This is a genomic window from Azospirillum sp. FG154 (genome assembly GCF_057809575.1).
The window spans coordinates 12,430-24,710 of the sequence record NZ_JBMDKF010000024.1 but is presented as its reverse complement, the minus strand read 5'-3'; the positions used below and the strand labels follow the sequence as shown (position 1 = coordinate 24,710).

Here is a 12,281-nt window from a genome sequence, read left to right as displayed (position 1 = left end):
GGGTGATGCGCCGCATGGCCCTGGTGAGCAGCAGTTACGAAGTTCAGATTTACCAGGCGGATCATTGGGTTCTCGATTCCTGTTTCGAGAGCGAGGCCGAGGCGCGCGCCTATGGCAAGCGCATCCTGTCCGGAGGGAAAATCGAGGGGATTCGGGTGGTCCGCGACTGGGCCAGACCCGACGGACGCCACGTCGAAACGGAAGTCCACCAGGAATTCCGCAGCGTTTCCAACAGCATCGTCATCACGCCCATCGACGAAGCCCCAGCGCTTTGTCACAGCGCCGAAGCCTGTTTTGGCGTTGAAGGACGGATGGTGATGAATCGGCTGTTGCGCAATTACATCGAACGAATCGTCGTCACCCCCACCGAAATCCTCCACAACCACACCGAGTTGAAGCGACTGCTCGACAAGGACAACTTGGTTCCCACCGCCGTGGGCCGCGTCGCCGTTCTTCAAGCGGAACAGGCCGGAATGGACAGCCGGTCGCGGCGGGATGAGCTGTACGGTTTCCTCAACAGCGCCACCGAACGCGCCCGCGCCGCCGCCGCCCGCAAAGATTTGCCGAATCTGGAAAGCGTCGGCTTCCGCCCGGCCTTTGAGTTTCTCGCCGCGCGGGAAGAACCGGAATCTTGCGATTTCCTGGCCCGCACGCTGGTGTCGCGCGATCTGGTGCAAATGCGCAACTGGCTGGCCAAGCTTGATTTTCTCGGCGAACTGGTGCGGCAGGACGGTGGTTTGACCGACCGCCCCCTGCTGTTGATCGACGGGGTGATCGCCGACGTGCTGGGCGCGCCTTCGGTGGCCCAAGAGCTGCTTGGCCTGCAAGGCAGCTTGGCCGAGGCTCTGTGCAGCCTGATCGACCTGTCGCGCGGGCGTCTGGACGTCAGCCGCCGGGCTGAGGATGACCGGGCGGTCCATCTCAACGAGTTGCTGGCCTTTCACGATCTCGACGAAACCCGCCATGTCATGATCGATCTGGTCCGCCGCCAACTGAAAAGCAACCAACCGCTCTACCGCGCGGATCCGGGGCAGGAGCGGGAGGCGTTCCAGCGGGTGTTGCGGCGCGTGACCACGCCCGACGGGCTGATTGGCGGCGGCGGCATGGCCGAGGCGCTGGTTCTGCGCTATTTGCGCTTCCTGGAGGGTGGCGGGGCCGCTGGCCGACGGCGCGCGATGGAGGAGGTCTGCGGCCTCTACGCCGACGCCAAAGAGGGGTTGCGCTTCCTCATGGCCTTGTCCCAGTCCGATCTTGGCCGCCAACAGGCCGACGACGTCGCCCGGCTGATGAACGGTTTGACCGGCGACCCGCGCGCCTTTGGCCGCTTTGTGGACCGCAGCCAACCGATCAAGATCAATCTGGAACTCTTCACCAAGCTTTACACCCAGGTTCGCGACTCCAACACGCCCGAACCACTGAAGGCCGGTTTGGCCGACAGCATCGACACTCTGTTGGTGGCCTACATCCATGATTGCAAGCTGGTTGAACGCATCGACAACCCGTCCGACCCGCTGCGCCACCGCGCCAACCGGCTGATGCAACTGTGCGCCCCCGGCACGCTGCAAAGCCGCAAGGCGCTGGCCGTGGTGCGCGAGCGGGTCGTCTCCCACCTGCGTCAACCGCAGTTCGAGCAGAAATACATCGCGGATCTGGCCGATCCCACGTTGCAACAAACCGCCTTGCGGGAATTTTACCGGCTGTTGGGCCAAGCTGGCCTGACCTGACCCATGCAATGGTCACGCGGCAGACAGACCGCTGCTGAAAATTTCGGCGTCTTGACGTTTTTTTAGACGACGCTTACCATCCGCGCCGCTTTTGCGGAGGGTGGCGGATGAAACGGCTGGGCGTTTTCTTCGGAAAAATGAAAGGCGCCGAACAGGCCCCGACCCGCCCCCATCTGCGCGAAATTCTGTGGTCCTGGGTGGGGGGAAGCGCCGGGATCGGGGCGATCAGCCTTCTCTCGATCCTCAGCAAATTGCCGATGCTGCTCGCCCCCTTCGGCGCGACCTGCGTGCTGATTTTCGCGGCGACGGACAGCCATCTGGCGCAACCCCGCAGCGTCATCGGCGGCTATCTGGTGTCGGCGCTGATCGGCGTGATCGCCCTGTCGTTGCTGGGCAGTTCGCCTTGGGTGGTCGCCCTGTCGGTCGGCACGGCCATCGCGGCGATGCAATTGACCCGCACCTTGCACGCGCCCGCCGGAGCGATGCCGCTGCTGGCGCTGGCGCCGGGAACCGACGCGCTGACGCTGCTGCCGACCGCGCTGGTCGGCGCCTTGACGTTGATCGGCATCGGCCTGTTGGTCAACAACCTGCGCCGCGACCGCGCCTATCCGCGCTATTGGGTGTGAGGCTCGCCAGCGGTCGGTTCAAACCGCTGGCGGAGTCTCACAATTCCGTTCACTTCGCCCCGATCACCTCGGCTTTGACCGTGGCGAACGCCCAGTCCAGCCAGGGCAGCACCGCTTCCATGTCCTCGTTCTCCACCGTGGCGCCGCCCCACAGACGCAGGCCCGGCGGGGCGTCGCGGTAGGATCCGGCGTCAAAGGCGGCCTCTTCCTTTTCCAGCAGCGCCGACAGCTTTTTGGCGAAGGCGGCCTGCGCCTCGTCGGACAGCGCCCGAACCTCGGGATCGGTGAAACGCAGGCAGATCGAGGTGCAGGAGCGCGTCGCCTCGTCGTCGGCCAGGAACCCGGCCCACGCGCTGTCCTTCACCCAGTCGGCGACCAGACGGAGATTTTGCTCCGACCGGCGAATCAATTGCGACAGGCCGCCGACCGACAAGGCCCAGCGCAGACCGTCGATGGCGTCCTCGACGCACAGCATCGACGGGGTGTTGATGGTGTCGCCCTCGAAAATGCCTTCGATCAGCTTGCCGTTCTTGGTCATGCGGAAAATCTTGGGCAGGGGCCGGTCGGGCTGGAAGCTTTCCAGCCGTTCGACCGCGCGCGGGCTGAGCACCAGCATGCCGTGCGCCGCCTCGCCGCCCAGAACCTTTTGCCAGGACCAGGTGGCGACGTCGATCTTGCTCCAGGGCAAATCCATCGCGAAAGCGGCGGAGGTCGCGTCGCAGATTGACAGACCTTCGCGGTCCGCCGGGATCCAATCGCCGTTCGCCACCCGCACGCCGGCGGTGGTGCCGTTCCACGGGAACACGACGTCACGCGAGAAATCGACCTTGGACAGATCGGGCAGCGCGCCATAGTCGGCGATCATCGTCCGCACGTCGGGCAGCTTGAGCTGCTTGACGACGTCCGTCACCCACTCCTTGCCGAAGCTTTCCCAGGCCAGCATGTCGACGCCGCGCGCGCCCAGCATCGACCACAGCGCCATTTCGACGGCGCCGGTGTCCGACGCTGGAACGATGCCGATGCGGTAATCGCCGGGAATCGCGAGAATGGCGCGGGTGAGGTCGATGACCTCCTTCAGCTTGGCCTTGCCCGGTTTGGAGCGGTGCGAGCGACCAAGCAGCGCGCCTTCCAACGCTTCCAGCGACCAGCCCGGACGCTTGGCGCAGGGGCCGGACGAAAACAGCGGGGTGGAGGGACGGCGGCTCGGCTTCATGGCGGACTTCCTACCCGGACAAGGGGGTGTGCAGAGGTTCGGACCTTAAAAGCAGCGGCCCGACCCGTCAACCAACCCCGCGCCGCCCGTTGGAGCGTCTGCCATTCGCTCAGCGCGTGCGGGCGACCCGCCCGTCGCGGTAGGTCCAGGCAGCGGTTTCCGTCGCCGCCGGAACCGGCATCGACACCGTCAACACGCCGCCGTCGGTGGACACCTCCGCCGCGTCGCTGCACGACCCGAAGGGCAGCGAAACATGCGGCTTGGGCGCCGACAGCTCCAGAACGCGGAAGCGGGCCGGACAATCCTTGCCCCCGCTCTCGGCCTTCAGCAGCAGCATCCAGCGGCCATCAATGGTGTAGGCGTTGACGAACGTCACCAGCGCGCTGTCCCGGTCCTCAAACACCGTCGCGTCGTTGACCACCACCCGCGTGACCTTCGGCGCGACGTCGATCAGCTTGAACACCGCGTCGCCCAGCGCCGCCGTCAAACGCGGCTCCTCCGCCGCCTGCGCCAGTCCGGCGGTCATCAGCAAACCACTCGCCAGCGCAACCGCGCTCACCACACCATGACGCACAACGCCTCTCCCTCATTGTCCGCCCAAACGGGGCGGTCCCGAATGGGGAGCACCTTAATCCGCCCGGCGGCCAGTCGGAAGCGGTCCATTGCGTCAAAACCGTCGATCAACGGATCGGAATGTTGGCGCTGAAGCCAAAACCCAGAGTCGGCGGCGGGTAATAGGCGGGCGGGGCGTAGACCACCGGCGGGGGCGCGTAGATCACGCGCGGCGGAGGAGGCGGCACGTAAATCACGCGCGGCTCTTCCCAATGGCGGTGATGGCGCCGCCACTCATGATCCGGGCCACGCCATTCGCGCTCGCCCCGATAGCCATAGCCGCGCCAATCATCGCCGTGAGCCGACGCGACGCCCGCCGTCGCCCCGGCGAGCGCGCCGCCGATCACCAGACCGCCCGCCACGGTCCACAAGATTTTCAACAAACGGCCAGACATCACGGCGTCCTCCTGCTGCCGGGGAACGACATCCCCGATATCAGGCGAACAAGCGCCGCGCCCCGATCATTCCACGCCTGCGGTGAAAAAAGACGCGGCGCCTCTTTATGTCACAATCAGATCGGCCAAGCGGAATTCGGCGATCTTGTAAATTTCCTCCAACGCCTGGGCAAACTCCACCTCCGGCGCGTTTGGCACGCGGGCGCGCATCCCTTCCAGAATTTTCTGCGGGGTGCTGAACCGCACCGCCATGATGAAGGGAAAGCCGAAACGCGCGCGGTAGGCGCGGTTCAGCGCCCGTTGCTCCTCAATCTCCGCCTCGGTCAGGTCGTTCAGGCCGGCGCGCGCCTGTTCGATCTGGGAAAAGGCGGCGAGGGTGGCGGGCCGCGTCGCCTTGTCGGCCAGGTCGGGGTGGGCCAGGATCAAGGCGCGCTGCCGCTCCGTCCCCGCCGCGCGGACGACGTCGCGCATCGCCGCGTGCAGATGCGCGACGTCGGCGAAGGGGCGGTTCTCCCAAGCGGCGGCGGCGACCCAAGGGCTGTCCTCGAACACCGCGCCCAGAACGGCGACGAAGGCGTCGCGGTCAAGGGCGGCGAGATCGGCGAGGCGGTGCGGCATGGCGGTGACTTTCCCGGCGGTGGCCGATCAGGCGCGGTAGGGGTGCTGGGCGATCCAGTGGCGGGCGATGTCCAGGCGGGTGGCGACCCACACCCGATCATGACCGCGCACGTAATCAAGGAAGCGGCCAAGCGCGGCGGCGCGGCCCGGACGCCCGACCAACCGGCAATGCAGCCCGACCGACAGCATTTTCGGCACGCTCTCCCCCTCGGCGTACAGCGTGTCGAAGCTGTCCTTCAGGTAGGAAAAGAACTGGTCGCCGCTGTTGAAGCCCTGGTTGGTGGCGAACCGCATGTCGTTGGCGTCGAGCGTGTAGGGCACGATCAATTGCGGGCGGCCATGGCGGTCGTCCCAATAGGGCAGATCGTCGGCGTAGGAATCGGCGTTGTAGACGAAGCCGCCCTCTTCGGCGACCAGACGCCAGGTGTTCGGGCTGCTCCGCCCCAGATACCAGCCCAGCGGGCGGCTGCCGGTGACGCGGGTGTGAACCTCAATGGCGCGCGCCATGTGCTCGCGCTCCACCTCGATGGGCAGATGCTGGCAGTCGATCCAGCGCCAGCCATGGGTGGCGATCTCCCACCCGGCGGCCTGCATGGCGGCGACCGCCTCCGGGTTGCGCTCTAGCGCCATGGCGACGCCGTAGACGGTGACGGGCAGGCCGCGTTCGCTGAACATCCGGTGCAGCCGCCAGAAACCGGCCCGCGAGCCGTATTCGTAGATCGACTCCATGTTCATGTGGCGCGCGCCGGGAATCGGCTGCGCCCCGACGATCTCCGACAGGAAGGCTTCGGACGCGGCGTCGCCATGCAGCACGCAGTTTTCCCCGCCCTCCTCGTAATTGACGACGAATTGCACGGCGATCCTGGCGGCGCCCGGCCATTGGGCGTGCGGCGGGGTCGCGCCATAACCGATCATGTCGCGGGGGTAGGGCTGGGTCATCGCGCGCGTCCTTCGTGAAGAGGCCAAGGGAAGGGAGCTTGGACCCGATCACGCTAATCCACCGGGACCGGCGGCGGCAATCCGTCCCGTGACCGGAGACAGTTTCAAATTTCCCGCCCTCGCCAAGCCGCCGCCGCGCGCGTTAGGCTGCCATGATCGCCGCCATCCGACACGCTCATCCAAAGGGGCCACGCCATGGGACGTTTGACCACGCATGTTCTCGACATCGCTTCCGGCCGTCCGGCGGCGGGAATGGGCGTGCGCCTAACCGATCTGGACAGCGGCGCGACGCTGGGCGAGTTCGTCACCAACGCCGACGGCCGTCTCGATTCCCCCGCCTTGCAGGGCGACGCCCTCAAGGCCGGGCGGTACGAGCTGCTGTTCCGGGTCGGCGACTATTTCCGCGCCACGGGGGCCAGCGGCGACGGCCTGCCCTTTCTGGACGAGGTGCCGTTGCGCTTCGGCGTCGCCGACGCCAGCCAGCATTACCATGTTCCCCTGCTGGTCTCGCCCTGGGCCTATTCGACCTACCGGGGAAGCTGACGATCTTGTCGGATCTGGCGCCGCACGCGCGCCGGATGCTAGCCTTCGCGCTGGCGGCAAGCGCCCGATCCGACAGGGGAATTCCGCAACCATGGCGTTGCTTGAAAACATGCGCATCTTCGTGCGCGTCGTCGAGCTGGGCAGCCTGTCCGCCGCCGGGCGCAATTTGCGCATGTCGCCCGCCATGGTCAGCCACCGCATCCAACAGTTGGAGGCGCATCTCGGCGTCCGGCTGCTGAACCGCACCACCCGGCAATTGCAGGCGACCGAAACCGGCCTCGACTACTACCAAAGCTGCCTGGAGGTGTTGGAGGCGGTGGAGCGCGCCCACAGCGGCATCGCCGCCGGATCCGGCGTGCCGTCGGGCAGCGTCCGCGTGACCGCGCCGCTGGGCTTTGGCCGCCGGATTCTGGCCCCGCTGGTCCCGGATTTCTGCGCCGCCCACCCGCTGGTCGAGCTGCGGTTGCGGCTGTCCGACCATCTGCTGGATCTGCTGCGCGAGGCGGTGGACGTCGCCGTGCGGATGGCGGTGTTGAAGGATTCGAGCTTCGTCGTGCGCAAGATCGCCGACGTGCGCCGGGTTCTGGTGGCCTCCCCCGCCTATCTGTCGGCCCATGGCCGCCCGGCCAAGCCCAGCGACCTGTCGGCGCACAATTGCCTGTTGCTGCGCTTTCCCGGCACCCAACAATATCAATGGACGCTGCTGGACGGCGGGGAGCCGGTGAAGGCCCCGGTGTCGGGCCGTTTTGACGCCGACGACGGCGACGTGTTGACCGGCTGGGCGCTGGACGGGCGCGGCGTCGCCCTGAAGCCGCTGTGGGAAGTGGCCGACCACATCCGCAGCGGCGCGCTGGTGCCGTTGCTGCCCGACCACCCGCCCGAACCGATCACGCTGGCCGTGCTCTACCCGCACCGCGCCCTGGTTCCGGCCAAGGTGCGCGCCTTCGCCGACCACATGATTCCGCACATCCGCGCGTCGCTGACCAGCCTGTCGCCCGACGCGCTCATATGATTACACGCCGCGCGACCGGACCAGCAGGACGCGCGCCTCCTCCGCCGCCCGCAGCAGGCGGGGCAAAAATTGGGTTTCCATCTCCGGGCAGGTGACGCGGGCGGCCTGGGCGCTGACGTTGACCGAGGCCACCACCCCGCCCGACGCCGTGCGGATCGGCACGGCGATGGAGCGCAACCCCAACTCCAGCTCTTGATCGACCAGGGAAAAACCGCGCTCGCGCACCCGCTCCAACTCGCGCTTCAGGGGGTCGGCGGCGGTGATGGTGCGTTCGGTGAAGGGCTTCAACGGCACGCGCGCGAGATAGGCGCTCAAGTCCGCTTCCGGCATCGCCGCCAGCAACACCCGCCCCATCGAGGTGCAATAGGCGGGCAGACGGCTGCCGACGTTCAGGCCGACCGACATGATGCGCTTGGTCGCCGCGCGGGCGATGTAGACCACGTCATCCTCGTCCAGCACGGCGGCGGAGCAGGATTCCTGCACCGCGCCGCTGACCTGCTCGATCAACGGATCCAGGATCGTCGCCAGCGGGGCCGACGACAGGAAGGAATAGCCCAGCGCCAGAATCTTCGGCTTCAGGAAGAAGGTGCGCCCGTCCGATCCAGCATAACCCAACTGCATCAAGGTCAACAGACAGCGCCGCGCCGCCGCGCGCGGCAGGCCGGTGATTTTGGCGATGTCGGCGATGGTCAGGTTCGGTTCGCGTTCGGTGAAGGCGCGGATCACCGACAGGCCGCGCGCCAGCGACGTCATGAAATTGGGATCGGCGGCGTCCTCGCCCGCGTCGGCGGCGCGCGACGCCCCATCCCCCGGATGCGCGGTGTCCACCATGCTGTGACGCTCCCCCAACGATGCGCTTTGCTCGTCCCCGCATAATGGTGCGATTATCGCGCAAATACCAGAAAAAACGCACAAACCTTACGTTTCGCCCGCATATCGCCCATTGTGGACCCTTGGTTCATTCTGTGCAATCCTGCCCGTCAATCCGAGCCAGACTGGAACGCGCGATGAGCGAGCGGCGATCCGGCGGCGCCAAACCCGTCAACGCGCTGGTGCGCGGTTTGCGGGTTTTGGCCGTCGCCAACGAGATTCAGGCCCCGACCGTGGCGGAGATGGTTCGCCGTTCCCGTTTGCCGAAGGCCACGGTCATCCGGCTGCTGCAAACCCTGGTTCATGAGGGCTACCTCGACGATCTGGGCGAGGCGGAGGGCTATCAGGTGACGGCCAAGGTGCGAAACCTGTCGCGCGCCCTGCTGGACCGCACGCCCATAGCCCAACAGGTTCAGCCTTTGCTGGACGAGTTGGCCGGACGGGTCAAATGGCCGTCGGAGTTTTTCGTCGCCGAAGGGCGTTCCGTGGTGATCGAGGTGTCGAACCGAAGCGCCGCGCCGATCAAGCTGAACCTGTTCGAGCATCGCCGCTTCCCCATGGTCGCCTCAGCCACCGGGCTGGCTTATCTGTCGGCTCTGCCGGAAGCCGAAGCCCAGCGCATCGTTCAGGATTCGCTGGCCGACGGCGCGCTGACTCGCCCGGTGGACGATTGTCTGTCGCAGATCGCCGCCGCCCGGCGCGACGGCTACGCCCTGTGGGAGTACCCCGCCTTGTCGCCGGGTTTGCGCATGGCGTCGATCCCGGTGCTGTCCAACGGTCGGGTCATCGGCGGGCTGTCGCTGATCCATTTTCGCGATCTTGTCCCCGACGCCTTGTTGGAGACGCTGTTCCTGCCCGACCTGCGCCGGGTCGCGGCGCGGATTGGCGAGGCGCTGGCCGACAGCCGGGCTTGAGCGCCGCCGCCCCGGAGAGGGGCGTCACCCCTCGTCCGGCGACTCGCCGATGGCACTCAGAATGGCGAGCCGCAGGGGGTCCGCCTTGGCGGGACCGGCCACCAGTTCCAGCAAACGCAGCGCGTAGAACAGAGTCAGTTCCGCCGACTCGGCGGCCTCCGCGTCGCCCGCCATCTGCGGGTAATCCTTCAACAAAGCCTGCGCTCGCACCGACACACCCTGCCCCATCCGTTTCAAGGTGTCGCTCACCGCGTGCCGCAAACCCAGCGTGTCAGCCAATCCTTCGCAGCGGCGCAGCGCGCGGGCATGATCCTCGGCGGCGGCTTGCGCCGCCTCGTCGACCACCGGCAGCGCGCCGGGCGTGGGAAGCGGAATGGCCGACAGGATGCCGTCCGACGCGGTGTCGAGCACCGCCCCCGTCACCATCGCGCCGACCGCCGCCTTCACCGCTTCCAGCCGCTCCCGATAAATCGGTTCGTTGAGCAGATCCATGACGGCGTTGGTGGTGGTCACGCTGGCGATCAGCCGCTCGGCCAGCGCCATCGCCGCTTCCGGCGACGTGGCCGCCGTGGACGGCGCCCCGGCTTTGGGTTCAAAGCGCGCCGTGCGCTCCTCCAGATTGCTGACCACCAGCCCGCTGAGCTGGGCGAAAATCACCGGCTGATCGCGCCGCGCTTTGCCCAAATCCAGATCGTTCAGCACCCGCAAAAGATCGGCGGGGGCGGCCAGCCGGGCGGCGGCCACCAGCAACAGGGAATAGACGGCGGCGACGTTCTGCCGGGCCACGGCCTGGGCCGCCTGCTCGATGGCGGCGACGTGACGGTCTTCCAACTCCGGCAACGGCTTGGGCGACAGGTCGCTTTTCAGCGCCTCGATGGACAAGCCGACATCGAGGAAGACGGCGGCGTCGATCACCTGGCGCCGCAAATCCTCGTCGCCATGCAGCCGCCGCCACAGCACATGGCGGGAGCCGTCGCTCTCCATCACGCTCCGCAAGGTCTGCGCCGCCAGCGGCCACAGGCGGCGGCCAATGTTCAGCATCCCGTTGTGGTCGCCCGGCGCGACCTCCTGCACCTGCCGGTCAAGCTGGTCCAGGGCGTGGCGGTCGGCGCAATCCTCGATGACGCCCCACATCGGGTCGATCGCCCGGCGTTCAATCCGCCTAAGCGGCACGTCGGCCCCGCCAAAGCTTTCCAGCACATCCTCGAACGGCATGCACAGCACCCGTTTCAGCGTGGGGCGCCGTTCGGGCCGCATCTGGACCAGACGCGGGCGAATGCTGGCGAAGGTCTGCTGAACGTCGGGGTGGTCGCGCACCCGCTCCAACAGCCGGACGACCTCCAGAAACTTGTCGTCGGGAATCGCCAACAGCCGGTGTTCCAGCGTCGGCAAAAGATCAGGAGGCGCAAGGTCGGACGGCGCCGCGTCCGGCGACGCGGTCATGGGGCGCGGGCCTTGACCAGTTCGATCCGGCGGATGGAGTCGACGTCCATCTCCCCGGTTCGCCAATCCTCCAGCATGCGGACGGAGCGGCGATGGACGGATTTGATCCGCTTGGCCGCGCCCAGCATGTCCTGGCGGCTTTCCTTTTTCGGCAGCAGCGGGATGATGCGGAACAGATCGTTGATGGTCGCCGCCTGTTGCTGGCGATCCTCCGTCTGAACGACGTCCCAGGCGGCGGTGACGTGCGACCAGCCGTCCAACAACCACGCCATGCGTTGGGCGTGGCTGCGGATGACGACGAACTCCGTCTCCCAATCGCGCATCAACGGACCGATGGCGTCAACCCGGCGCTGAAAGTCGGTCAACAATTTTTCACCGATGCCGATGGTGTGCTGAGCGACGTCGGCGCAAAAGGCGGCGACCGGCGCCGCGTCGCTGGGAACCTCGTTCGACCAGTTCGTCATGCTCTGGCGGAAGGCTTTCAGCTCCTGCATGCCGCGCTGCAGGCGGCCCGGCTTGGGCGATTGCGCCAGACCGACGGGGGCGACCGCCGCCGCGATCTCCGCCAGGCGGGCGTACAGGAGGTTGGCCTCCAGCTTCAGGCTGTCCGCCGCCCGCGCCATCAATTGGCGGGTCAGACGCTGCCCCTCGTCGGTGCCGATGCCCGCCTTCAGCATCTCCGGCGATTCCAGCCCCACGGCCTTCAAGATGGCCAGCAGCAGCAGGTAATGGGTCAGCGTGCCTTGCTCCTCGTCCTCTTCCAAGGCGCGGCGCGCCGCCTGAGCCGCCTGGGGACCGGCCAACCCGCGCCGCGCCGCCTTCAGCGTCGCCCGGCGGATCTCCTGCGGCGAGCAGGCTTCCTCCTTCACGATCAAATCATGCAGATAGCGGTCGTGCATCGTCATCGACACCATTTCCGGCACCGATTTCCAGGCGACCACGTAGATGCCCATGCCTTCGGACAGGCTGGGGATCAACACCTCCAGCTTGGAGCGTTCGCCCCGGCGCACCCGCGTTTGCGACAGAAGAGGCGTGGTGAAGGCGACGGCGGCCCCCCGCTCCTCAAAGGTCGACGGCGCGTATTCGATCGCACCCTTCAGCATGGCCCGCGTCCCAACTCTTCACAACGACTCATCCGAACGCGCGCGCCCCTTGCCAAATGGCCGATCACGCGCCTGCCGGAAGACATATTATTAGACGCCTGTAAGGAAAGCGCCGGAATAAATTTGTTTTGAAATGTGTCATGGCGAGACGACATGCCGCAGGGCCATCCGCTTGGCTGATGAACTTTCATCTTGCTTCGGCGGAGAAGATTGGTTCGTCCCTTCAACTGCCAGACGCCGAAACGCCCCGGTCGGCGGCCACAGGGTCT

The 12,281-nt window shown here is 66.8% G+C and carries 13 protein-coding genes; 5 read left to right on the top strand and 8 right to left on the bottom strand.

The window, feature by feature from the left end:
• Positions 1-5: 5 nt before the first annotated feature.
• Both ACODS4_RS22145 and ACODS4_RS22140 read left to right on the top strand, forming a co-directional pair.
• Entirely contained in the window at positions 6-1,724 is a 1,719-nt protein-coding gene (locus ACODS4_RS22145) for a hypothetical protein (RefSeq protein ID WP_488867622.1), read from the top strand.
• A gap of 107 nt (positions 1,725-1,831) precedes the next feature.
• Positions 1,832-2,350 (top strand): HPP family protein, encoded by a 519-nt coding sequence (locus ACODS4_RS22140; protein WP_488867620.1) that lies wholly within the window; start codon positions 1,832-1,834, stop codon positions 2,348-2,350.
• Between the two features lie 49 nt (positions 2,351-2,399).
• Here the strand turns inward: ACODS4_RS22140 and ACODS4_RS22135 are convergent, their stop codons facing one another.
• From ACODS4_RS22135 to puuE, 5 genes are all read right to left on the bottom strand, one after another.
• The gene (locus ACODS4_RS22135) at positions 2,400-3,563 is read right to left on the bottom strand and encodes a phosphoserine transaminase (RefSeq protein WP_488867618.1); all 1,164 of its coding nucleotides are present in this window, start codon (positions 3,561-3,563) and stop codon (positions 2,400-2,402) included.
• A 109-nt stretch (positions 3,564-3,672) separates the two neighbouring features.
• On the bottom strand, positions 3,673-4,137 hold the full coding sequence (locus ACODS4_RS22130; protein ID WP_488867616.1) for a hypothetical protein: 465 nt from the start codon (positions 4,135-4,137) through the stop codon (positions 3,673-3,675).
• 106 nt (positions 4,138-4,243) lie between these two features.
• Entirely contained in the window at positions 4,244-4,570 is a 327-nt protein-coding gene (locus ACODS4_RS22125; protein ID WP_488867614.1) for a hypothetical protein, read from the bottom strand.
• 105 nt (positions 4,571-4,675) lie between these two features.
• Positions 4,676-5,188: a 2-oxo-4-hydroxy-4-carboxy-5-ureidoimidazoline decarboxylase gene (gene uraD, locus ACODS4_RS22120; RefSeq protein ID WP_488867612.1), complete on the bottom strand. Its 513-nt coding sequence runs from the start codon at positions 5,186-5,188 to the stop codon at positions 4,676-4,678.
• Positions 5,189-5,215: 27 nt separating this feature from the next.
• Positions 5,216-6,127 (bottom strand): allantoinase PuuE, encoded by a 912-nt coding sequence (gene puuE / locus ACODS4_RS22115; RefSeq protein ID WP_488867610.1) that lies wholly within the window; start codon positions 6,125-6,127, stop codon positions 5,216-5,218.
• Positions 6,128-6,322: 195 nt separating this feature from the next.
• On the opposite strand from puuE, the gene uraH reads away from it, so the two are divergent.
• On the top strand, positions 6,323-6,670 hold the full coding sequence (gene uraH, locus ACODS4_RS22110; RefSeq protein WP_488867608.1) for a hydroxyisourate hydrolase: 348 nt from the start codon (positions 6,323-6,325) through the stop codon (positions 6,668-6,670).
• A gap of 91 nt (positions 6,671-6,761) precedes the next feature.
• The gene (locus ACODS4_RS22105; protein WP_488867606.1) at positions 6,762-7,682 is read left to right on the top strand and encodes a LysR family transcriptional regulator; all 921 of its coding nucleotides are present in this window, start codon (positions 6,762-6,764) and stop codon (positions 7,680-7,682) included.
• Here ACODS4_RS22105 and ACODS4_RS22100 read toward each other — a convergent pair whose 3' ends face one another.
• On the bottom strand, positions 7,683-8,513 hold the full coding sequence (locus ACODS4_RS22100; RefSeq protein WP_488867604.1) for an IclR family transcriptional regulator domain-containing protein: 831 nt from the start codon (positions 8,511-8,513) through the stop codon (positions 7,683-7,685). It lies immediately after the preceding gene.
• Positions 8,514-8,689: 176 nt separating this feature from the next.
• On the opposite strand from ACODS4_RS22100, the gene ACODS4_RS22095 reads away from it, so the two are divergent.
• Positions 8,690-9,466 (top strand): IclR family transcriptional regulator, encoded by a 777-nt coding sequence (locus tag ACODS4_RS22095; protein ID WP_488867602.1) that lies wholly within the window; start codon positions 8,690-8,692, stop codon positions 9,464-9,466.
• A 24-nt stretch (positions 9,467-9,490) separates the two neighbouring features.
• On the opposite strand, the gene ACODS4_RS22090 is transcribed toward ACODS4_RS22095, so the two are convergent.
• Complete coding sequence (locus tag ACODS4_RS22090; protein WP_488867600.1) at positions 9,491-10,909, bottom strand: hypothetical protein; 1,419 nt, start codon at positions 10,907-10,909, stop codon at positions 9,491-9,493.
• Positions 10,906-12,012, bottom strand: coding sequence for a cysteine peptidase family C39 domain-containing protein (locus tag ACODS4_RS22085; protein ID WP_488867598.1), 1,107 nt, complete (start codon positions 12,010-12,012; stop codon positions 10,906-10,908). The genes ACODS4_RS22090 and ACODS4_RS22085 overlap by 4 nt, the downstream gene beginning before the upstream one ends.
• Positions 12,013-12,281 lie beyond the last annotated feature (269 nt).